Source organism: Neisseria sp. Dent CA1/247, assembly GCF_022870825.1.
In the GTDB taxonomy this organism is placed as follows: Bacteria; Pseudomonadota; Gammaproteobacteria; order Burkholderiales; family Neisseriaceae; genus Neisseria; species Neisseria zoodegmatis.
The window spans coordinates 2,501,354-2,524,763 of sequence record NZ_CP091522.1 but is presented as its reverse complement, the minus strand read 5'-3'; the positions used below and the strand labels follow the sequence as shown (position 1 = coordinate 2,524,763).

Here is a 23,410-nt window from a genome sequence, read left to right as displayed (position 1 = left end):
CCCATATGACCCGACTTATCTCATTATTGCAGCAACGCGTATCGGCAAACGGTTTTTCCGAAGGGGATATCAGTGAATCGGAGTTGGCATGTTTCGTTCATGCGGCCTGCTTGTCGCCATCGGCGTATCATCTGCAAAACCGGTATTTTACCGCCGTTCAATCCAAGGAAGCCAAACACGCTTTATATCAAGCAGCGTTTTGCCAGCCGAAAATCCTACAAGCGGCTGCGGTTATCGTGATGAGCGGAGACTTGCTGGCCTACCGGCATTTGGCCGATAGATTGCAACCGTCTGTTGAGGCGGGCATTATCAGTGCGCATACCGCAGAAAGTTGGAGCAGGGCGGCTTATGGCGCATTCCATGAAAATGCTCCGGCGCAGCGCGACGAAGCGGTACGCAGTGTTTCTCTTGCCGCGATGCCGTTGATGCTGGCCGCACAGGAGCGAGGTTGGGCGACGTGTCCGATGAGCGGATTCGATCCTGACGCAGTCCGACAAGTAGCGGGTTTGGCGGAAAATTTATTGCCAGTTTTATTGGTTGCAATCGGAAAGCCCGAGTCAAATCAAAAGCAAAAAATCCGTATGCCTGTTAATCATGTGTTTACTATCATCTAATGGATCGCAACCTTGGCTGACTTTAGTGTTTAATAAAGATGCCGTCTGAAAAAGTTTTTCAGACGGCATCTTCGTTTATACGGCAAACCTTATTGAATCAGCTTGGACACGGTTTTAAACGCGGGGTGTTTGGCATCGCCCAAAAGTTGGAACAGGATACTTTCCACATTGGAAACTACCGCGCCGGCGGTTTGCATTTGTTGCAAAGCGTTTTGTTTATTGGCGGAGTCGCGCGACTCGGTGCATTCAAACGGCACATAAACGCCAAAACCTTCGTTGCGCAGGTCGAGCACGGTTTGCAGCATGCACACATGGGCTTCGGCGCCGATCAGGATCACGTTTTCGGTACGTAGGTTTTGCAGAATGTCCGCCACTTCGGGCAGTAGGGCGGAGAAGCGGGTTTTTTCAAAAATCGGCGCATCGTCGAGCAGCAGGCGGATGGCGGGTACGGTGCTGCCCAAGCCTTTAGGGTATTGCTCGGTCGCCAAGAGCGGCACGCCTATGGCCTGCAAACCTTGCAGAAGCACGCGGCTGCGTTCGGTCATGGTATCGGCGTCGGCCAAGGCGGGGTTGAGGCGTTCTTGGATATCCACCACGATGCAGACGGTGTTGTCGGTGCGAAGGGTATTCATGCGGTTCTCCTTTTGAGTGTTGGCGGTCGTTTTCAGACGGCCTATTGTGCGTTGAATAGGCGGTAACGGCAAGAGTGGGATAGATAAACCGTATGCCGAAAGGTTAAGGCGGGTAGTGAATTAAAGTAATGCGTTATAAGATAAGAAAGTTAATAATATTCATTAAAAACAGTATGTTAATTATTATTTGTACATTAAATAAGAAAATAGTGATATGCAAAATACTTTTTTTATTTATTTTTATATCGTGATAATTGTTTCAAAAAAATCGATAAACCCGTTAGACCTTTTAAATGACCGTTGGAGGGTAACTTAGGCAACCGTTATTCAAATTGATATAAGCTTTCTGTAAATATTTTAAAGCCTGATTATCCTAAATAAATAAAAATATACGGTAGTTCAGGTGTCTACATTACAAAAGAAACGTTCTGTTTTTTGTGTCTGCAAATGAGACGGCCGACAAGGCCGGATAACACTGCACGTTAGTGTGCGGAAACCTTTTCTAAAGCTTCCCTGATCATGAAACTACACAAACTGTCTTTGGGTGTGGCAGCACTGTTTGCGGCCGTACCGTTTGCTGCTTCACAAGATATCCAAGCCGAACGTGAACGCTGGGCGCTGCATGCCCGCAGCGGTAGTGCCGAGTTGGCCGAGTCGGTGACGCAGCTGCAAAAACTGTATGCGCAAAGCTCGAATGCGAAAGTGCGCGCCGATTTGATTGCTTTGCTGTTGCGCCAAGGCAAGGCGGAAGAGATTTTGGCCGTCTGCCCCGATTGCCGTATGGAAGATTATTCGGCCGACGAGCTGGAAAACATCGCCAAAGCGGCGCGTGATGCCCGCCGTTACCGTGTTTCTGCCGATTATTACCGCCAACTTCAAGAAAAAGCGCCGAACCATAAAGTCGGCTATTTAGGCAGCGTGCTGGCGTCGGTGGATGCGGGCGATTATGTGGTAGCCAAGCATTTTATCGATGTTTACCGCAAGCGTTTCGGCAACGATAAAGATATCCAAGACGCCGAATATTACCTGAAACTTCAAACCTTAACCCTTACGGAGCTGTTGAACGAGCAGCAGCGCCGTTGGGATGCCGATCCGGCCAGTCAGGATGCGGCTTTGCAGCTTTACCGTACCGCTGCCAAATTGCAGCTTTTCCCTTTGCAGGAAAACATTATGTCGCGCTTCCCGCAAGCGTTTACCGAGCAAGACCGATTGTGGTTGGAGTCTGCCAAAGCTGCCACTTTGTTGCGCACCGCCAGATTTACCTTTGATTCGGCTCAGATCCGTTCGGTGTACAAACGCCTGAGTGCGGTGGTGGACAAAGCACCTGCGGGCAGCCCGCTGCATACGCAGGCATTGCGCGACCGCATGGCTGCCGCCGTTGCCGTGGGCAATTCAAAACAGGCATTGCGCGATTACCGTGTGTTGTCGCAACAAGGCAAACAGCCTGATTACGTTCAAGAGCAATACGGACGCGCCCTGCTGATGGAAGGCAGCCCGCGCAAGGCAGGTAAGGTGTTGGAGCAAAACTGGGCCAACCAAGTTGCTAAGCAAGGCCGTCCCGATCCCGAATTGGTTGAGTTGCTGATCAGAAAAGATGCCGACCTGATGAAGTTTGATGAAGGTCAGGCCAAGCTCCAGCATTGGAACGCCAGAAAATACACGCCCGACTTTACCCATTCGGTTGAAATCAAAAACCCTTATTACGCCAACTACAACTATTGGAATGCGCGTCTGCAAGCGTGGAAAGGCGATGTCAAAGGCGCCAAAGTGATGATGCAGAGCTGGCTCAACGAGCATCCCGCCGACCCGTGGGGGCTGGTGTTGAAAGGCGAACTGCTCCAGCTTGAAGGCCATACCGATCAAGCGGTACAGCATTTTGAGCAGGCGCGGGAATATGTGTCGGAAAAAGATCAGAAATGGATCAACGCCAAGTCTGCCACCGCTTATATGGAAGCGGGCAACTGGCCGGCCGTGCGCGATTTATCGACCGGTTTGGAAAGTGACGAAGTGAACTACGGAGAATTCCTCCGCCGCCGCCAAGCCGAAACCGCCGCACAGCTGAGCGTGACCGGCACGGCGATGAAAACCACGTCTCCTGAAAACGGCACCGAATGGCGTGAAACCACCAAGCTCGAAAGCCCGCGCAGCAGCCAAGGCCATCGTGCTTATGTGGTGCAGCAGCATGCCCATGTGCCGAACCACAGCCAAGCGCTGGATGCAGGTCGTGTCGGTGTGGGCGCGGAAGTGAACCTCTATCCGGTCATCGTGAATGCCGAAGCAGGCCGCGGCACCCGTTTGAATGACAAAGCCTACGGCTCGGTCGGTGCTGATTACCGCATCAACGACCATGTGAGCGTGAATGCCAAAGCCGCCTTCAACAGCGAAAACACGCCGGTGAAAGCGTGGGAGCAGGGCGTGTATGCCGACGAATATACCGTCAACGCCCAATACAACCATTCCGGCAGAACCCATGCCGGCGTGGGTGCGGGCGTGATGAAGTTCGACGACGGCAACACCCGCCGCACCGCCACACTCTGGCTCGCCCACGACATCTATCAATACAACCGCTGGAAACTCACCGGCTCGATGCTGGCCGATTACAGCCGAAACAAAGACACGCCCGGAGCGTTTTACTACAACCCGAAAAGCAGCAAAACCGCAGGAGGCGAATTGGCGCTTTCCTACACGCTGCCGCTGGATAACGACGTGAAATGGGTGCAAACCGCCACCGGCGGTGCCGGACGCTACTGGCAGTCGGGCGCCGAAGCCAAAAACACCTGGCTGCTGAAATACGGCCACGGTTGGAGTTTCGGCCGCCGCGCCACGCTGGGATATGAATTCGGCCGCCGCCAAGCCATGTATGACGGCATTCCCGAATACGAGAATTTCGGCAACGTAAACCTCCAGCTCAAGCTCCATTAATTGGCTTGTATGTTTTCAGACGGCCTAACGGCTGATGAGGCCGTCTGAAAACCATGTTCCCAACCATCCAACCCAAGATACGCACAGACCATGAAATACAAAAGCCTGATTGCCGCCCTGTTGTTGGCCGGCGGTTTCCAAGCCGCCAATGCTTCCGATGTCCGCTACGGCGTGATGTGTTATCACGATGTGATCGACAACAACCAACCGCCGCCCGTGTTTGTGGAAGACAAGAAAGACGAAATGCAAGGCGAAATCCGCCGCAGCTATTTTCCGCAAACCATCACGGTGGAACGACTGACCGCACACTTCAACTGGTTGCGCGACAACGGCTACACGCCCGTCAGCTTCAAGCAGATTGAAGAAGCCCGCGCAGGCCGAGGCAAACTGCCGCCCAAGCCCGTGTTGCTGACCTTTGACGACGGCTATATCAGCTTCTACACCAAGATTTATCCGCTGCTGAAAGCCTTCAACTATCCGGCCGTGTATGCCTTAGTAACCGGGTGGCTGGAAGTGCCTCCGGGCGGCACCATTGCCTATGGTAAGAAAAAACTGCCGCGTTCCGCCTTCATTACTTGGGATCAAGTGCGCGAAATGCAGAAAAGCGGTTTGATCGAAATCGCGTCGCACACCCACGATTTGCATCACAGCGTGATCGGCAACCCCTACGGCTCGCAGTTTGCCGCGATGTTCCCTGCCTACCGCAACGGCCGCTATGAAACCAAAGCCGAATACGAACAACGCATCCGCAACGATTTGCAGCGTTCGGTGGATTTGATTGTCAAACATACCGGCACCCGTCCGAACGTATTGGTGTGGCCTTACGGTCAGTTTAGCCAAACCGCCCAAAAAATCGCCCACAGCGTCGGCTTGGTCAACGACTTTACCTTGTTCGATGCCAAACTGAACACTACCGAACAGCCCAGCGTAGGACGCGCCTTGATCGATACCGAATCCGGTTATCCGATGATTAAATCCTATCTGGCTGAGGAATTGTATGAAGCACCGCACCAACGCGCCGTTCACGTTGATTTGGGCGATATGTACGACACCGACCCCGCCGGCCTCGAAAAACGCTTCGACAAACTCATCGAGCGTATCTACAAACTCGGCATTACCACCGTTTATCTGCAAGCCTTTGCCGACGACAACGGCGACGGTGTGGCCGAAGCGGCGTATTTCCCCAACCGCCATCTGAAAATGAAGGCCGACTTGTTCAGCCGCGTTTCATGGCAGCTGATTACCCGTTCCAACGTTAAAGTGTACGCAAAGATGCCGCTCACCGCGTTTGATTTGGGCAAAGGCTACGACTACATCGACGCCAACCAAGCCGCCGCGCCGCATTCGCGTTCTTTAAACCTGTCGCCAAACAGCGAGAAAAACCGCCGCGCCATCACAGAAATTTATGAAGATTTGGCTTACAGCAGCCGCTTCAACGGCTTGGTGTTCCACGAAGGCTTAACCCCCGGAGCCGGAGAAGGGCAGCCCGACGGCGATTTGACCGACTTTACCGATACGCTGAAACAGGCCGTACTCAAATACAGCTACAACAGCGTGAACGAAATGCGAACCGTCCGCAGCGTGCCTGCCGACCTTACCCTCAATCCCGAAGCCCAACAGCGCTTGGCCGACACGCTCGCCCGTTATGCCCGCCATTACGACTACACCGCCGTACCCGTAGCGCCTTATACCTTAGGCGGACAAGAACCCAACCGCAAAGAAGCCGCGCGCTGGGTAACCGGTTTGGCCGGTGCGGTGAAAAGCAGCAACGTGCCTTTGGGCAAAACCATCTTTGATTTGCAGTCCGTCAACCCGCTGACCGGCCAGCCGATGGATACCAAGGAAATGACCTCATGGTTGAAACTGCTTAAAAAAGAAGGCGTAAAAAATCTGGCCTATCACCCTGACAACTTCCTCAACAACCAACCGCCCTTAAAAGCCATTAAGCCCGATTTCTCCATCCAGCATTAATGAGTGGCATTGCGTTTTCAGACGGCCTCAGTGCACCGCGCAATCCAAGAGGCCGTCTGAAAGCATAGGCCGGTATCCAGTCTTAATCATAAAGACAGATACCGGGCTGACAGGAAAACAACATGGTGAGAGTGCCGCCCTATGACATGGTATGAATATTTAGCTGTTTTCGTGATGCTCTACCCCGGCATCATGGCCGTATATTGGACGGTTTCCGGCCTCTTCTATTTCCTTTTTTGGGAAAACCGTATGAAAGAGCCGGAGTTTATGTTTCAAGAAGAAGCGCCGATGGTGAGCGTGCTGATTCCCTGCTACAACGAAGCCGACAACCTCGATGTATCGATACCGCACCTGCTCAACCTGACGTACCCCAACTACGAGCTGATTTTCATCAACGACGGCAGTACCGACGATACCTTAAGCATCATCCGCCGCTGGGCGATGCAGGCCGAAAAAATTGTCTTGGTGGATCAGCCCAACGGCGGTAAAGCATCCGCCATGAACAACGGTACCCGCCACGCCTTGGGTAAATACATCGTCGGCATCGACGGCGACGCCATTCTCGATTACAGCGCCATCGAGTACATGATTCAAAACATGGAAAACAACCCCGAGTTGGGCGCCGTAACCGGCAACCCGCGCGTGCGCAACCGCAGTACCGTGCTGGGCAAACTGCAAGTGGCCGAATTCAGCTCCATCATCGGCCTGATCAAACGCTCGCAAAGCATGATCGGCACGCTGTTTACCGTGTCCGGCGTCATCATGTGCATCCGCAAAGACGTGCTGGTCAAAATCGGTGGCTGGAGCGACAACATGATTACCGACGATATCGACATCAGCTGGAAAACCCAAATAGCGGGCTACAACATCGCCTACGAACCCCGCGCCTTATGTTGGGTGTTGATGCCCGAAACCTTGCGCGGCCTTTACCGTCAGCGCTTGCGTTGGGCGCAAGGCGGTGCCGAAGTCATCCTGAAATACTTCAAAGGCATTTGGAAGCTGCACAACGTCCGCCTGTGGCCCTTATACGCCGAATACTTCATTACCCTGTTTTGGGCGTATGCGTTGGTACTCGTTACCGTGGTAGGCATATCCGACTTGGTTTCAGGTTACATCCACGACTTTACCCTGTTTAAAGTCGCCAGCTTGGTCACCTTCATGATGTTTATCCTGCAATTTTCCGTGAGCATGTTTATCGACAGCCGCTACGAACGCAACCTCATGCGCTACTTCATGAGCTGTATTTGGTATCCCTACGCCTTTTGGCTGCTGAACAGCGTGACGCTGATTCATGGCTTCCCCAAAGCCTTGCTGCGCGACAAACAGCGCAAGGCCACATGGGTCAGCCCGGACAGGGGCGTGCAATGATTTTCCAACCCAATAGAAAAGGAGGAGCTTATGTCTGAACAAACACAAGACTTACGCGAACTGTTGGTCATCCACAAAGCGCGTAATCCCAATCCGATGATCAGTACCAAAAGCATACTGATTTTCACCGTGACTTGGGCGCTTTGGTTTCTGACGGCCTATTTGATTCTCCGCGACCACCAAACACTCATCTACCGTCCGGTTGTCGGCACATGGGCTTTGAGTGATTTGGCCAAAATAGCAGCAGTTATCGTGCTGGTGCAGCTCAACATACTGTTGGTGTGGTCGATTTTCACCGTTAGCAAACCCAAGAAATAAACCATAACAAAACCATCATCAGGCCGTCTGAAAAATTCATGTTCAGACGGCCTTTCCATATCAAAAACACATTAAAAGAAAGTTCCTATTTACACAAATTTAGTTTATGATTAACAAACTACTGCATATTACATGCGCAGTGAAATCCAGAAGAAAAAACCACTAAAAGGAACCATTGAGATGTTAGAAGCCTATCGCAAAGCCGCCGCAGAGCGCGAAGCTCTGGGCATCCCCGCCCTTCCGCTCACCGCCCAGCAAACCGCCGAATTGGTCGAATTGCTGAAAAACCCGCCCGCAGGCGAAGGTGAGTTTTTGGTAGACCTGCTCGCCAACCGCGTGCCTCCCGGTGTGGACGATGCCTCTAAAGTCAAAGCATCTTTCCTCGCAGCCGTAGCCGAAGGCAGCGCAACCAGCCCGCTGGTGTCTCCCGAATACGCAACCGAACTCTTGGGTACCATGCTCGGCGGCTACAACATCCACCCGCTGATTGAGCTTCTCGACAACGACAAACTGGCTCCCATTGCCGCCGAAGGTCTAAAACACACCCTGTTGATGTTCGACTCTTTCCACGACGTTCAAGAAAAAGCCGAAAAAGGCAATGTACACGCCAAGGCCGTATTGGAATCTTGGGCTAATGCCGAATGGTTCACTTCACGCGAAAAAGTACCTGAAAAAATTACCGTTACCGTATTCAAAGTAGACGGCGAAACCAATACCGACGACCTGTCTCCCGCTCCCGACGCATGGAGCCGCCCCGACATTCCGCTGCACGCCTTGGCGATGCTGAAAAACCCGCGTGACGGTATCAATCCCGACAAACCCGGTGAAGTCGGCCCCATCAAACTGCTGGAAGAATTGAAAGCTAAAGGCCATCCCGTTGCTTATGTCGGCGACGTAGTGGGTACCGGTTCTTCCCGTAAATCTGCCACCAACTCCGTAATCTGGCATACCGGTTTGGACATTCCTTTCGTACCGAACAAACGCTACGGCGGCGTATGCTTGGGCGGCAAAATCGCTCCGATTTTCTTCAACACTCAAGAAGACTCAGGCGCATTGCCGATTGAGGTTGACGTATCGCAACTGAAAATGGGCGATGTAGTCGATATCCTGCCTTACGAAGGCAAGATTGTGAAAAACGGCGAAACCGTTGCCGAATTCCAATTGAAATCACAAGTATTACTGGACGAAGTACAAGCCGGCGGCCGTATTAACCTGATTATCGGTCGCGGCCTGACTGCCAAAGCCCGCGAAGCTTTAGGCTTGCCCGCATCTACCGAATTCCGCTTGCCGCAAGCGCCTGCCGAAAGCAAAGCAGGTTTCACTTTAGCTCAAAAAATGGTCGGCCGTGCCTGCGGCTTGCCTGAAGGTCAAGGCGTGCGTCCCGGCACTTACTGCGAACCGCGCATGACTACCGTCGGTTCTCAAGATACCACCGGCCCGATGACCCGCGACGAGCTGAAAGATTTGGCTTGCTTGGGCTTCTCTGCCGACTTGGTGATGCAGTCTTTCTGTCATACTGCGGCTTATCCGAAACCGGTTGACGTGAAAACCCATAAAGAACTGCCTGAGTTCATTTCTACCCGCGGCGGCGTGGCTTTGCGTCCGGGCGACGGCGTGATCCACTCATGGCTGAACCGCTTATTGCTGCCCGATACGGTTGGTACCGGCGGTGACTCGCACACCCGTTTCCCATTGGGTATTTCATTCCCGGCAGGTTCGGGCTTGGTGGCGTTTGCCGCAGCAACCGGTGTAATGCCTTTGGATATGCCTGAGTCTGTATTGGTACGCTTCAGCGGCAAACTGCAACCGGGCGTAACCCTGCGCGACTTGGTAAATGCCATTCCGTTGTACGCCATTAAACAAGGTTTGCTGACCGTAGCCAAAGCCGGTAAGAAAAACATCTTCTCAGGCCGTATTTTGGAAATCGAAGGTCTGCCTGATTTGAAAGTTGAACAAGCGTTTGAATTGTCTGATGCTTCTGCCGAGCGTTCTGCTGCGGGCTGTACCGTTAAATTGAACGAAGCGCCGATCATCGAATACATGGAGTCCAACATCGTATTGATGAAGAACATGATTGCAGACGGCTATAAAGATCCGCGCACTTTAGAGCGTCGTATCAAGGCCATGGAAGCTTGGTTGGCTAATCCGCAATTGATGGAAGCCGATAAAGATGCCGAATACGCTGCCGTTATCGAAATCAATATGGACGACATCAAAGAGCCGATCATCGCCTGCCCGAACGATCCGGACGACGTATGCTTCATGTCTGAAAAATCAGGCACTGTGATCGACGAAGTGTTTATCGGTTCTTGTATGACCAACATCGGCCACTTCCGCGCAGCTTCCAAACTGTTGGAAGGCAAGAGCGATATTCCGGTACGCTTGTGGGTAGCTCCGCCGACTAAGATGGATGCTCAAGAGCTGACCAACGAAGGACACTACGGCGTATTGGGTCGTGCCGGTGCGCGCATGGAAATGCCGGGCTGCTCATTGTGTATGGGTAACCAAGCACAAGTGCGCGAAGGTGCAACCGTGATGTCAACCTCAACCCGTAACTTCCCGAACCGTTTGGGTAAAAACACCAATGTGTTCTTGGGTTCTGCGGAATTGGCAGCGATCTGCTCGAAACTGGGTAAAATCCCGACCATTGAAGAATACCAAGCCAACATCGGTATCATCAACGAACAGGGCGACCAAATCTATCGTTACATGAACTTCAATGAAATCGAAAGCTACAACGAAGTAGCCGACAAAGTAAACGTGTAACCGCTAGAATGTTGTAGTTTTTCAGACGGCCTTGAATGTTCAAGGCCGTTTTTTAATGGCATTTTGATGAGGTTTATTGAAGGACTGAAAATATAAAAATCCCCGATGCTCTTTGCCAATACGGTAACTCACATCGGGGATTTTTATGTGTTGATTTTTACGGGCTGATGCAGTGATTGAAACATCAAGCGAGGCTTTTAAAGTGTTTCAGATGAAGCCCAAAGCAAGCTTTAACAACTTGAGGCCGTCTGAAAGCGAATTTGTGAGCTTCGCTAAAACGAGCTTTGCGAGTTTCGCCAAAACGAATTTTGTGAGCTTCGCTAAAACAAGCAGAGCAAGTTTCGCAAAATATTCTTCGAATGATACTCTGCCGCTACGGTTTGGCTTAGGCGAGCATGTTTCACAGTTGTTACTGATTCTGCAAAGCTTCCCAAGCCACATCTTGAAAATGAATGTTTACAGATAAGGAGCCAGAGTTTGCCTCAAAATCTCCATATCGGTAATTTCAGTAATGTTGGCTTCGCCTAAGCGGTTGAGGCCAATAAAGCGCATGATGCCGCTGCTGACTTTTTTATCGTGCTGCATATGGCTTATCCATTTTTCAAAAGCGAATTGTGGCGGAGTAACCGGCAGATCGGCTTGCTTGATCAGCTTGACCATGCGCTCGGTGTCATGTGTTTTCAGATGGCCTAAGACTTCTGACAAACGGCAGGCCAATACCATGCCGGCGGCCACGGCTTCGCCATGCAGCCATACGCCGTAACCCATTTCGGCTTCGATGGCATGTCCGAATGTGTGGCCTAAATTCAGCCATGCGCGGATACCTTGTTCGGTTTCGTCTTTTGCCACAATCTCGGCTTTCATTTTGCAGCAGTGGTAAACGGCTTCTGCCAGTAGGGTTTTGTTTTGTTGCATTAATTCCGTTATGTTGTTTTCCAGCCACGCTAAGAAATCGCTGTCGCCGAGAGCGGCATATTTGATAACTTCGGCCATGCCGGCAGATAATTCGCGAGCGGGTAGGGTGGCGAGGGTGTTTAAATCGGCCAGTACGGCTTGCGGCTGGTAAAACGCACCAATCATGTTTTTGCCGAGCGGGTGGTTGATAGCGGTTTTGCCGCCTACCGATGAATCAACTTGGCTGAGCAGAGTGGTTGGGATTTGAATAAAAGGTGCACCCCGCTGGTAGGTTGCGGCAGCAAAGCCGACGATATCGCCGATGACGCCGCCGCCGAGTGCGATAAGTGTGGTTTTCCGTTCGGCCCGGTGTTGCATCAGGCCGTCGAAAATCAGATTGAGCGTTTGCCAGTTTTTATATTGCTCTCCGTCGGGCAATACGATATTGAAACACTCAATGCCTTCGGAAGCTAAGGCCGTCTGAAGCGTATTCAAATATAAGGGGGCAATGGTTTCATTGGTAATGATGGCAGCCTTTTTGCCGAGATAGGGCTTTAAGATGGAGCCTGCTTGAGCTAAAAGGTTTTCGCCAATGAAGATAGGATATTGATGAGATGGGGCGGCTACGGTAAGTGTACGCATAGTATGGTTTCATTCATTAATGTGGTTAAAGCCACAGGTTGATATTCCCTTAAGGTTTGAGGCCGTCTGAAAAATAGTGCAAGAGATTTTCAGACGGCCTCAGTATGCGGTGAAACTTTAATTGATACGCGGCAATGTAATCAGCTGGTGAAAACACAATCTGTGGTATGTGGACTTGATGTTTTATGCAATGATTAATCCATTGGCCTCATATCGAATTTGCTTGTTACTGAGTGTGTAAGTCAGTCATGGGCTGTTTGCCGTTCTTTCAACAGAGCCAATAAATGTTCTGCCGTTTTGTAACAATTTGGGCGGTTGGCTTCGACAATAATGTGGGCAGTCTCGCGATAAATGCCGTCACGGGTTTGATAAAGTTCTTGAAGCTTGGCCAAAGGGTTTTCAACTTGGAGCAGGGGGCGGTTATTGTCGTAGCGGGTACGCTCAAGCAATACTTCCGGGGAGGCGTGTAAATAAACGACTGTGCCGCGGGTTCGCAGATTGTGGCGGTTCTCTTCACGGACAACAGCACCGCCGCCGGTGGCCAAAACAATATTGTTCATGGCCGTTAATTCATCAATGATAGCTGCTTCTCTGTCGCGAAACCCTTGTTCTCCCTCTACTTCGAAAATAGTAGGGATAGACACACCGGTACGCCTGCAAATTTCTTGGTCGCTATCATAGAAAGAATGCTCAAGCACTTGGGCGATATGCTTGCCCAAAGTGGTTTTTCCCGCGCCCATTAGGCCGATTAAAAATAAATTGCCTGCTATGTTTTCCATAGCAGGCATTGTAAACGAAAATATACGTATTAGGTGTTTATTTCGTTTGTGTGATTTCAGACGGCCTTAGTAGCGTAAGTTGCTGCCTACATTATCCATAATGCGCGGAGTAATGAAAATCAGCAGTTCGCGACGACGTTCTTTGCGGGTGCGTGATTTGAACAGATTGCCTACCACCGGAATGTCACCCAGCAGGGGCACTTTGCTCACTGTATTGCCGTTTTCTTCTTCGTAAATACCGCCGACAATGAGTGTGCCTCCATCTTCAACCATGGCTTGGGTTTGAAGTTGTTTGGTGGTAATACATTTAGTTGTCACGCCGCCGGATATACAGTCGGTTGGGCTGTCTTTGTTGATTTTCACCGTCATAATGACTTGCCCGTCTGGCGTGATATTAGGCGTAACAGTTAAACCCAACACAGCCTTTTTGAAAGTAATAGAAGTGGCGCCACTTGATGTAGCCTCTTCGTAAGGAATTTCAGAGCCTGATTCAATCATGGCTTCTTTGCGGTCTTGGGTTAACACGCGCGGGTTGGATATGATTTTACCTCTGCTTTGCTCTTGCATCGCTGTCAATTCTAAGCCCAAAGCACCTGATGAAATCGCACGGACCAATGCAATGCTGGTTGTCGCAGAAGCAATCGGCAAACTGATATTCGGGTTCATTTGAAGCGGGGTTTTGGCGGGGATGCTGTTAGAGCCGCTTAAGATAGCATTGGTAATAGTACGGCGGTTGTTCACTTCTGTGCCGTAGTTGTTTACCGCATTTGTCCAATCAGAGCCCCAGCTGCTCGCTCCTTTCACACCGGTAGCACCAAACTTCACGCCGATATCGCGAGAGAAATCATCGTTGGCTTCTACAATACGGGCTTCCACCATCACTTGGCGGGTTGGCACATCCAATTCGTCAATCAATTTTTGGAATTTTTGAATGACGTGGCGGTTGTCCGTAATAATCAGTGTGTTGGTAGCAGGATCAATCAGCGCACTGCCTCTTCCGCTCAACATGCTGTTGCGGTCGTTGTTGCTACCACTCTCATCAAGGCGCAAGATTTTGCGGAATTCTTCCACATTTTTATATTTGAGCTGGAAAGTTTGAGACAGCAAGGGACCCAAGTCATCAATTTCTTTCTGAGCTTGCAGGGTAGCTTTGTCTTTGGCCAATAACTCTTCACGTGGAGCAACGTTGATGATATTGCCTTGGCGGCGCATATCAAGGTTGCGGGCTTGCATGACCAAGTCGAGTGCTTGATCCCAAGGAACGTCTTTGAGCGACAGGGTCATTTTGCCGTTTACCGTGTCGCTGGCAACGATGTTCATGCCGGACTCTTTTGCCAGGATTTGCAGAATGGTTCGTACTTCCACATCTTGGAAATCCAAAGAAATTTTGCGTCCGTTAAATGATTTTTGCGGTGTGTTTGCCAGGCCTTGAGCGGAAATATTGGCTTTTCTAACCACTTCAAAGCTATAGCGTCCGTGAGCACCTTGCGTTTGTACATCCCAGCTGCCTTGGTTACGGATAATGAGCTGGGTGTTGTTGCCAATGCGCTTGATGGTTACGTTGCGAACAGGCGTATTGAAATCAGCCACATCTAAACTACGTTGCGCTTGGGTAGGAAGCGGGTAGTTTTTCAGAGTAATGGTGATTCTATCGCTTTGTTTTTTGATTTCAGGTTCACCGGTAAAGGAAGGGGCGTTCAATTCCACAATGCCTGAATTTCGAGAGCCTTTGCGGAAATCAATATTGGCAGAAACGGCAACTTGCTCACTTTTTGCCGGTGCTGATTTGATGGCGGCAGGAGTGGACACGCTTTGTTGCGGCACGTTGCTCGTTTTATTAGTGGCTTCACTGATATACACCCAAACCTCATCACCTTTGATTTCGGTGTTGTATTGGCTGGCTTTATTCAAACCCAATAAAATGCGTGCACGATTATCGTTTTGCGCCGCAGTAATTTGATTCAATAAAGGATCTGCATATTCCAAAACCGGTTGCGGCAGTTGGATGGAGGTGCCGGCGAAGTCCAGTGCAATACGCGCAGGAGTGCTGGTTACAAAGCCGCGAGGAGCGGTAACGTCTTTATCGAATTTGATTTTGATAATTTTTTGATTGTCAGGCAGAGAGGATACGTTGATATCAGTAATATTGCCTGCACAGGCCGTCTGAACGGCAAAGCCGATGGTGATGGCTGAAAAAATCTTTGTAATGTTGCGTGAGTTCATAACTAATGCCCCTTAATTGTTGTTTTGAGCGGCGTCACGGTTATTGTCTGAGCTGCTCAATAATAGTTCTGCTTTACGGTATGTCCAATTTCCATTGCTGTCTTCGACTAATTCGGTAATTAAAATCTTATCCGCAATGATGGATTGGATGCGTCCGTGGTTTTGGCCGATATAGTTGCCGGGGAGTACGGTATAAACATGTCCATTGGCTTCGATATAGCCCGAAGTTTGTTTGCCTTTAGTCAGGCTGCCAACATATTTGAGATTCTCTAAACTGAAGCTTTCGAGAATTTCTTTAGGTCTGTTGTTATTAGGTGCATTTGCTCCCTGCTGCATGGCAATCAGTCGTTTGCTGTCAAAAGCGTTAAGCCCGCTAAAATTGGGTGCTGTATAAGTCTTTGCCTGAATGGCAGCAGGTGCTTCAAAAGGAATAATTTTTGATTTGGCCTGTTGCCGTGTTTCTTTCATCCATTGGCTTAAGTCATCATGAGACGATGTGCAGGCGGAAGCAGCCAATATGCCTGCGAGTAGTAGTGTTTTTTTCATAATGTTGCTCTCAGGGGTTATTGGGAAGCCTGTGCTTCGCTTGCAGCTTTGGCGGCTTCTAATTCTGCGGCCACTTCTTCAGCCGGACGGGCTTTGTAAGTGTTGGCGGTAGCGCTAAGTGTCAGTAAATTGCTTTTATCGTCTTTGGCGCTGCTTATTTTCAAGGATTCCAAAGTAATGATGCGCGAAAGTTTGCCGACATCACGGGCAAATTGACTGATTTGGTTGTATTTGCCTGTAATTGCAATCTCATAAGGTAGCGCTTGAATGGGGCCGTCGTTTACAGGCGCTTGCGGAACAACGCTGTCCATGCGCAAACCATTGGTTGCACCGGCTTGATGCAGTTCTTGAACCAGATTAGGGATTTCTGCATCGGTAGGAAGCTGTTTAAGCAATACATTGAATGAAGAGCGGATGGCCGCTAATTCCTCTTTCAAGTTATCGAGGTTGGCAGCTTCAATGCTTTTTTGAGTATAGGTTTGTTTTAACTCGGCTTCTTTTGCAACGGCATTATCTAATGTTTCCAACTGATTGCTGAAAAGAGCCAAATAGCTGATGACTAAAACACCTATTACTACCAAACATGCCAATACCAGTTTGGCCGGCATACTTAATAAATGCAGGGTTTTGGTATCAATATTTTTAAGTGTTTTTGCTGCCATGTTATTTCCCTTCTGCGCCGGATTCTGTGCTGTTATTGCTTTGAACGGCAGGAGCAGAAGCATCCGGTAATGTGTAATAAGACTGATTCAAGAGCACTTTTAGGGTGAATTCTTGTGCATTATCCACTTTTTTAATATTGACCAATTCCGGCTGCATAAAGATGCCTGTGCTGGGTATGGATCGCATAAACATAGCAATCTTGTTGTCGCTGGTTGCTTTGCCGCTGATGTTGTATGTAGTTGCATTCTCAGCGGTAATGGCGGTCAGGTAAGTACCTTCCGGAATCAACACGTTTAAAGTATCGATAATTTGCGCAGCTTGGAATCGTTTCTCTTGGAGCTCTTCAACTTTTTGTTTTCTAGCCAAGAATTCTTCTTTTTCTTTCTTCAGCTTATTGATCTCAAGCAGATTTTGATCAAGCTTGGTAATTTCTTCGGAAAGATAGCTGTTTCTTTCTTCTTGGCTGCTGATGGCGCGGTTAATGCCGAAATAAGCCAATGCCGAAAGGCCGATACCGGTCAGTAATGCGAGCAACATCAGAGATTTGAAGTTTTGCTTTTGTTTTTGCTGAATCTCTTCACGATAGGGAAGGAGATTGATTTTGGTTAGTTCAATCATATTAAAGCCCCCTTAATGCCAAACCGAAGGCAAGAGTTAATGTTGATGCGTCTATTTGTAGTTGTGATATGTCGACTTTACTGCTGTTGCTTGCATATAAAATCGGATGAATGCACTCGGTGGCCGTATTGGTATGTGAAAAAATAGTTTCAGCCAATCCGGGTTGTTGCGCCGCAGTGCCAGTCAATAAAATGTGTTTGACGTTGGAATATTGGTCGCTGGGCTGGGTGGTGTAGTAAAATTGCAATACACGCTGAATTTCTTGGGCAACCTGAATGTTGAAACGGTCTGCTACTGCCGATTGGTAATCGGAAGGTTTGGTGGTTGCATTCATCATTTGCGCAGCTTTTTCTTCGGTAACCTGATAGGTACGTTGAATGAGCTGGTTGAGCTGTTCGGTGCTAACAGCAGTTTCCTGTTTGTAGAGAATCTGGCCGTTTTGCGTAATCACAGCATACATTTGAGTAGCATGAATGCCGAAAATGGCAATTTTTTCATGCTCTAATTCCGGTGCATGTTGATTGATCCAAAAAGAGAAGGCGTTGTTTTGTGCAAACAAATCAATGTCTAGTGCCGATAAGGGCATGTCTGCATTGTTGAAGGCTTCGATGCGCGGTTCAACATCGTCTTTTTTGGCTGCGGTAAGGAGTACCTTGGTGCCGGCCGGGACGACTGAAGTGCCGATCGGATGGTAATCAAAATTCATCTCTTCAATCGGTGCGATTTGTGAAACTTCAAACTCGGCAAAGCCGTCCAAGTCTAGATCCGAATCTTTTTCGTTATAGACAACTGTTTCGATGGTTACCAAGCTTTGCGGCAGAGCTGCGACGAAATTCTTTGACGAGCTGTTGAGCTGTGTATAAGAATGTTGCAGATATGTAACAAGTTGATCGTAATCTTGAATTTTGTTGCCTTTAACAATATTTTTAGGCAGTTTGGTAATAACGTATTTTTCCAATTGAATTTGGTTTAAACTACGGCCTGACAGTTGTACCATCTTAATGGCATGTTGCCCGATATCGATGCCGACAGCGGAACGGTGGGTAAGATTGGATGACGTTTTACTATTTGTATTGTTTTGCTTTTTTGTTAATCGCATAATGTAACGCCTTGTGCTTTTGAGAAGAGTAACAGTTTTTATCCGTAACGGATTTCTTCATGGTTGACACAAAAAATAACTGTGTGTTGATGAAATCTTTAGCTATTTTACTTTATTTAATGCTTTTAATGGCAACTTTATTAATTAGTCATGATTAAAAAAATTATAACGACCTGTATTGGTTTGGTTTTAGGTTTATTACTCTTTGTGGTAGGTTTGGTTGCAATCGCTATTCTGATTACATATCCGAAGCTGCCTTCTTTGGAAGCTGTGCAGCATTACCAGCCGAAAATGCCGCTGACGGTTTATTCGTCCGATGGTGAGGTTATCGGTGTGTATGGAGAGGAACGGCGCTCGTTTACCAAAATCGGTGATTTCCCCAAAGTATTAAAAGATGCTGTGCTGGCTGCTGAGGATAAGCGGTTTTATGACCATTGGGGTGTGGACGTAATCGGCGTGATGCGCGCTGCTGTCGGTAACCTTACCAGCGGTGTGCAATCCGGTGCGAGTACGATTACGCAGCAGGTTGCGCGTAATTTTTATTTGAGCAACGAACGTACGTTTACCCGTAAATTCAATGAAGCGTTATTGGCTTATAAAATTGAGAAGTCGTTGACCAAAGATCAGATTTTGGAGCTGTATTTCAATCAGATTTATCTTGGTCAGCGGGCTTACGGTTTTGCCGCTGCTTCTAAGATCTATTTCAATAAAGATGTGAAAGATCTGACGCTTGCGGAGGCAACGATTTTGGCCGGCTTGCCGAAAGCACCTTCGACTTTTAATCCGATTGTAAATCCCGAGCGTGCCAAATTGCGTCAGCAATATATTCTGAACAATATGGTCGACCAAAAGATGATTACGCCTCAAGAGCGTGAAAACGCTTTGGCTGAAAATCTGCACTTTGAGCGCCATGTTCAAAAAATTGATCAGAGTGCTTTATATGTTGCCGAGATGGTGCGTCAGGAGCTGTATGAAAAGTACGGTGAAGAAGCCTATACGCAAGGCTTCAAAGTTTACACTACAGTAAGTACGGCGCATCAGCGTGTGGCTACGGAAGCGTTGCGTAAAGCTTTGCGTAATTTTGACCAAAGCAGCAGTTACCGGGGTGCGGAGCATTATCTTGATTTGGGTCAAACCGATAATGTGGATGAAACGGTAGGCCAATATCTTTCAACGCTTTATACGGTTGACGGTATGATTCCGGCCGTTGTGTTGAATACTTCCAAAAAAGGCGTTGAGATTCAGTTTGCCAGCGGTAACCGTACAACTTTGAGTACTGCCGAACTTGGCTTTGCCGCAAGAGCAGTAAATAACAAAAAAATGGAAGGTGCGCAGATCCGCCGTGGTGCCGTGATTCGCGTGAAGAAAAACGGCAAGCGTTGGTCGGTTGCCCAGCAGCCTTTGCTGCAAGGTGCTTTAGTGGCATTAGATGCGAAAACCGGTGCGGTTCGTGCGTTGGTGGGCGGTTATGATTTCCACAGCAAAACCTTTAATCGTGCGACGCAGGCGTTGCGCCAGCCCGGTTCGTCGTTCAAACCGTTTGTGTATTCGGCCGGTTTGTCTAAAGGTATGACGATGACCACGCAGCTGAATGATGCGCCTATTTCTCTGCCGGGGCAAGGGCGTAACGGTGCTGCTTGGAACCCTAAAAATTCAGACGGCCGCTATGCAGGTTTTATCACGATGCGTCAGGCGTTGACGGCTTCGAAGAATATGGTATCCATCCGTATTTTGATGGCGATTAAAGTCGATTATGCACAGGAATATATTCAGCGTTTCGGTTTTAGGCCGTCTGAAATTCCTGCCGGGCTTTCCATGGCCTTGGGTACGGGTGAAACTACGCCGATGAAAATGGCGGAAGGTTATACCGTATTTGCCAACGGCGGCTACAAAGTGTCTTCTTATGTGATTGACCGTATTTATGACGGACAAGGCCGCTTGCGCGCGCAAATGCAGCCTTTGGTGGCGGGTGAGAACGCGCCTCAAGCGATTGATCCGCGTAACGCTTTCATTATGTATAAGATGATGCAAGACGTGGTGCGTGCGGGTACAGCTACCCGTGCGAGAGCCTTGGGCCGTTCGGACATTGCCGGTAAAACCGGTACGACTAACGACAATAAAGACGCATGGTTCGTAGGCTTTAACCCTGATATTGTTACCGCGGTATATATCGGTTACGACAAACCGCGCAGCATGGGTCGAGCCGGCTACGGTGGTACGATTGCCTTGCCGGTATGGGTAGAATACATGCGTTTCGCGCTGAAAGGCGTGCCGGTAAAAGGGATGAAAGCGCCTGAAGGCTTGGTGACCAAAGGCAACGATTACTTCCTGAAAGAGCAGCAAACCACCAATGCCGATCTGCCGCTGGACAACCGTTCAAGCCGTCCGGTGCGTAATGAGGAACGCGATCCCGAAGTAGGGCAAGCCGCCAGACCTGCGGCACAGAAAGCCGATCCTTCCGAGTATGCGCCGATTGAGCAGCCGGTTGAGCCGCTCAACGGACGCAGCGACAGAGGCGGCAGCGGTAATGCGGCGGGAAGCGGCAACAGCGGTAATAACGCCCGTCCCGAACCGCTGGCTCCGGCAGGTTCGCCTTCACAGCTGGATTCGTTGTTCTGATTTGCTTGATGTATGAATGAAAGGCCGTCTGAAAACATTTTCAGACGGCCTTATATATTGCGCCCCATATCAGGGGCATATTTTACAAACGTTAAGCCCCTTTAACTCCAGCCAAGTGAAAGGGGCTTAATCGTGTGTATTGCTTACTACTCTGTAGATTTAGACAGGTTCTTTAACAGCAAATCCTATCTGCTGCGTATCTACAAAAACGACAATCTAGTAAGAACCGTCAACTTTCCCATTTCAAACCCGCATTTCCCGCAAAGAACCTACCGCATGGCCGATAAATGCGGGCGGGCGGAAGTATCCAAAATCATTGATGCGGAAATGTTGAGATGACGGTTGGGCAAAACAAAAAGGCCGTGGCGGTGGCCGCTGCGGCAGCGGGCGGCTTTGACGCACGCGGCGCGGCGGAACCCGCCGAAGGCTGCCCCCCTAGACTAACAGGGGGGGAGCAACCAAAACCCGATTCCATGAGTGGGGAGCAAAGCCCAAACCCGATTGAATACTTTTCCCACTTCTTAACAGATGGTAAGGGGCGTTTAATCGAAGTTCCCCAAAGGCGCGGTGCGGTAAACGGCGTTTTCTGTGATTGGTTAACCTTTACTTTCCACCAAGACACGCTAATCAGATGTGCAGGCCACCCGCTCGTGAGCGACAAAGAATTTATGTGGGTGTTGAGTGAAAAGCTGGAAGAAATTTTAGGCTTCGGCATTACCCGCAAAGCCAAGTCCAAAGGCAATAAGTTTTACGAAAGTATGTATCTGCTCGGTTCTGAAGATGCCGAATACGGCGCGGTGCATTTCGGCGGCCAAAGGGATACGGTGTTGGTGGAACTGAAAGGATTGGGTTGCAACTTGGCTTCGGCGGGCTGGGAAACGCGCCTTTACCGCTTTATGAAAACCGCCATACGCTGCCGCATTACCCGCTGTGATTTGGCTTTGGATTTTTTCAACGGGGAATACACGCCCGAACAAGCCTTGCTGGACCATGATAACGGCTTTTTCAACAACCACAATATGCAGCCCAAACGTGAGTGTCGCGGTACTGCGTGGCAGAAAGAAGACCAAACGGGCAAAACCCTGTACATCGGCAGAGTCAAAAACGCCCGTTATGTGCGGATATACGAGAAAGGCCGTCAGCTCGGCGATAAAAGCAGCCCGTGGGTGCGCTTTGAGATTCAGTTCAATCACGGCGATATAGAGATACCGTTTGAAATATTGCAGGACTCCGGGGCGTATTTTTCAGGGGCGTTCCCCATCTGCCAAACCTTTAAAAATATGCCTGAAGCCAAACGGATTGCCGTTCGGGAAAAAACCTTAAACATGACGTTTGAGCATAAGGTCAAACACGGTAAAAACGCCGTAGGCGCGTTAGTCCGCTTTATGCGTGATGTCGGCATGGAAGACGGCCAAATCGTGGAAATGCTGATAGCGGAAGACGGCAGATACCCGAAAGGCTTGGAACCTGCCCGCTATGACGTTAACGAACTGTTGGAAGCGCAAAAGTGGGGATTTATCCATAACTCGCCCGAAGCCGAATTGTCGCGGGAAACCGATGAATTTCTCCAATGGAAAGTATCGGGAGGGTACGACCCTTATGAATCACTGTTCGGCTTGGCCGGATATAGGGGAGAAGCCCAGCGCCGAAAAGAAGACGAAGAGTATGAGAAATGGCTTTCCAAACAGCTTTATAACGGTTTGTCAGAATCCAAAAAACTGGAGATAGCCGAAAAAGAAGGCAAAGCCCTAAGCCGCCGCATACAGATAGCAAACTCGCCCTATAAGTTTTCATTGGCCTATTTCATCAACCATCGGCCAAAAGCCGTAAATACCATCAAATCTTTTAACTGTGAAACCCTACCCGAAAGGAAAAACCATGTTTGAGCAAAGCCAAATCACCCAAATCCAAGCCACATTGCTGGGCGCAAAAAAATTCAAAGGCGAAATAGACGGCAATAAGTTGGATACCTGTACCGTTTTAGTCGCCACGCCTATGCCGAGTCAATCAGGCAATGCCGTAGGCTTTACCGCCGCAAATATGAAATTCGGCGAATCACACAATTTCAAACGGCTGGAAAACCTGAAATTCCCGATTGCCGTGATTGCAACCATCGAAATGACATCAACCGGCAAAGGCATGGTGGCCGTTCTGCGTGATTTCCAAGTGCAGCCGCAAAACCCGCCGAAAGGCTAAACCATGACAAAAAAATATGAACAGCGTTTTATTGTTCAGGATTTGGAAAATCACGAGTTTCTTTATCCCGACCCGTTCGGCGATATTGGTTTTACACCAAACCTGAAAGCCGCGGGGCAGTACGAACACTACGAAGACGCATTACAGGCAGGAATGGACGAAATAGGCGGCGATTTCCAAATATTCGCCTTTTACCAAAAAACCGAATAAGCAAAATTCAGGCTCGGCGGGCGGTCTGAAAAACCTTTCACACAGCCCGCATCTATTCCATTAACTCACTTAAAAAAGGAAACATCATGAAAGCAATGAATATTGCTAAAAAATACGGCGCAAAAGCCGCCATTGTCGTATCTGCCCCGCTGGCTCTGGCCACTCAGGCATGGGCTGCCGTACCTGAAGCAGTAACGACCGAACTGGCAACGGCCAAAACCGATGCCATTTCTGTCGGCGGTGTCGTACTGGGTATCATCGTGGCCATCTTCGGTCTAATGATTATCCGCAAAGTATTGCGCTAAGCGGTAAAGAAAGCGGGGCAACCCG

Annotated in this window: 19 protein-coding genes; 11 read left to right on the top strand and 8 right to left on the bottom strand. The window is 49.4% G+C overall.

Translation table 11 applies throughout. From position 1 onward, the window contains the following. Nucleotides 1–5 precede the first annotated feature (5 nt). Nucleotides 6–614, top strand: a complete 609-nt coding sequence (locus LVJ85_RS12330) for a nitroreductase family protein (protein ID WP_244740084.1) — start codon at nt 6–8, stop codon at nt 612–614. 89 nt (nt 615–703) lie between these two features. Here the strand turns inward: LVJ85_RS12330 and LVJ85_RS12325 are convergent, their stop codons facing one another. After that, nucleotides 704–1,246, bottom strand: a complete 543-nt coding sequence (locus tag LVJ85_RS12325; protein ID WP_244740082.1) for an isochorismatase family protein — start codon at nt 1,244–1,246, stop codon at nt 704–706. A 519-nt stretch (nt 1,247–1,765) separates the two neighbouring features. Here LVJ85_RS12325 and pgaA point away from each other — a divergent pair. The 5 genes from pgaA to acnB all read left to right on the top strand — a co-directional run bounded on the left by pgaA (nt 1,766) and on the right by acnB (nt 10,591). After that, nucleotides 1,766–4,168, top strand: a complete 2,403-nt coding sequence (gene pgaA / locus LVJ85_RS12320) for a poly-beta-1,6 N-acetyl-D-glucosamine export porin PgaA (protein ID WP_244740081.1) — start codon at nt 1,766–1,768, stop codon at nt 4,166–4,168. Between the two features lie 90 nt (nt 4,169–4,258). Then, nucleotides 4,259–6,139 (top strand): poly-beta-1,6-N-acetyl-D-glucosamine N-deacetylase PgaB, encoded by a 1,881-nt coding sequence (pgaB, locus tag LVJ85_RS12315; RefSeq protein WP_244740079.1) that lies wholly within the window; start codon nt 4,259–4,261, stop codon nt 6,137–6,139. A gap of 141 nt (nt 6,140–6,280) precedes the next feature. Next, nucleotides 6,281–7,507 (top strand): poly-beta-1,6-N-acetyl-D-glucosamine synthase, encoded by a 1,227-nt coding sequence (gene pgaC, locus LVJ85_RS12310; RefSeq protein ID WP_244740077.1) that lies wholly within the window; start codon nt 6,281–6,283, stop codon nt 7,505–7,507. 30 nt (nt 7,508–7,537) lie between these two features. Beyond that, nucleotides 7,538–7,825 carry a hypothetical protein gene (locus LVJ85_RS12305; RefSeq protein ID WP_244740076.1) on the top strand — a complete coding sequence of 96 codons (288 nt, stop codon included), beginning with the start codon at nt 7,538–7,540 and terminating at the stop codon, nt 7,823–7,825. Nucleotides 7,826–8,005: 180 nt separating this feature from the next. Then, on the top strand, nt 8,006–10,591 hold the full coding sequence (gene acnB / locus LVJ85_RS12300; protein WP_244740074.1) for a bifunctional aconitate hydratase 2/2-methylisocitrate dehydratase: 2,586 nt from the start codon (nt 8,006–8,008) through the stop codon (nt 10,589–10,591). Nucleotides 10,592–11,047: 456 nt separating this feature from the next. Here acnB and aroB read toward each other — a convergent pair whose 3' ends face one another. The 7 genes from aroB to pilM form a co-directional block, all read right to left on the bottom strand. Beyond that, nucleotides 11,048–12,127, bottom strand: a complete 1,080-nt coding sequence (gene aroB, locus LVJ85_RS12295; RefSeq protein ID WP_244740072.1) for a 3-dehydroquinate synthase — start codon at nt 12,125–12,127, stop codon at nt 11,048–11,050. 242 nt (nt 12,128–12,369) lie between these two features. Beyond that, complete coding sequence (locus LVJ85_RS12290; RefSeq protein ID WP_244740071.1) at nt 12,370–12,915, bottom strand: shikimate kinase; 546 nt, start codon at nt 12,913–12,915, stop codon at nt 12,370–12,372. 57 nt (nt 12,916–12,972) lie between these two features. Continuing rightward, nucleotides 12,973–15,129, bottom strand: coding sequence for a type IV pilus secretin PilQ (gene pilQ / locus LVJ85_RS12285; protein ID WP_244740070.1), 2,157 nt, complete (start codon nt 15,127–15,129; stop codon nt 12,973–12,975). Nucleotides 15,130–15,141: 12 nt separating this feature from the next. Beyond that, complete coding sequence (locus LVJ85_RS12280) at nt 15,142–15,675, bottom strand: pilus assembly protein PilP (RefSeq protein WP_244740069.1); 534 nt, start codon at nt 15,673–15,675, stop codon at nt 15,142–15,144. Between the two features lie 17 nt (nt 15,676–15,692). After that, entirely contained in the window at nt 15,693–16,337 is a 645-nt protein-coding gene (locus tag LVJ85_RS12275; RefSeq protein WP_085363306.1) for a type 4a pilus biogenesis protein PilO, read from the bottom strand. 1 nt (nt 16,338) lies between these two features. Beyond that, nucleotides 16,339–16,956, bottom strand: coding sequence for a PilN domain-containing protein (locus tag LVJ85_RS12270; RefSeq protein WP_085363307.1), 618 nt, complete (start codon nt 16,954–16,956; stop codon nt 16,339–16,341). A 1-nt stretch (nt 16,957) separates the two neighbouring features. Then, nucleotides 16,958–18,055 carry a type IV pilus assembly protein PilM gene (gene pilM, locus LVJ85_RS12265; protein ID WP_085363308.1) on the bottom strand — a complete coding sequence of 366 codons (1,098 nt, stop codon included), beginning with the start codon at nt 18,053–18,055 and terminating at the stop codon, nt 16,958–16,960. A 150-nt stretch (nt 18,056–18,205) separates the two neighbouring features. Here pilM and LVJ85_RS12260 point away from each other — a divergent pair, with 150 nt between their 5' ends. From LVJ85_RS12260 to LVJ85_RS12240, 5 genes are all read left to right on the top strand, one after another. Further along, the gene (locus LVJ85_RS12260; protein ID WP_370686923.1) at nt 18,206–20,674 is read left to right on the top strand and encodes a penicillin-binding protein 1A; all 2,469 of its coding nucleotides are present in this window, start codon (nt 18,206–18,208) and stop codon (nt 20,672–20,674) included. Between the two features lie 473 nt (nt 20,675–21,147). Next, complete coding sequence (locus LVJ85_RS12255; RefSeq protein ID WP_370686950.1) at nt 21,148–22,560, top strand: replication initiation factor domain-containing protein; 1,413 nt, start codon at nt 21,148–21,150, stop codon at nt 22,558–22,560. Then, complete coding sequence (locus tag LVJ85_RS12250; RefSeq protein WP_244740067.1) at nt 22,553–22,870, top strand: hypothetical protein; 318 nt, start codon at nt 22,553–22,555, stop codon at nt 22,868–22,870. Before LVJ85_RS12255 ends, LVJ85_RS12250 begins: the two co-directional genes overlap by 8 nt. Nucleotides 22,871–22,873: 3 nt before the next feature. Then, nucleotides 22,874–23,080 (top strand): hypothetical protein, encoded by a 207-nt coding sequence (locus LVJ85_RS12245; RefSeq protein WP_244740065.1) that lies wholly within the window; start codon nt 22,874–22,876, stop codon nt 23,078–23,080. 86 nt (nt 23,081–23,166) lie between these two features. Continuing rightward, nucleotides 23,167–23,385, top strand: a complete 219-nt coding sequence (locus LVJ85_RS12240; protein ID WP_244740064.1) for a major capsid protein — start codon at nt 23,167–23,169, stop codon at nt 23,383–23,385. The last annotated feature ends 25 nt before the right edge of the window (nt 23,386–23,410 follow it).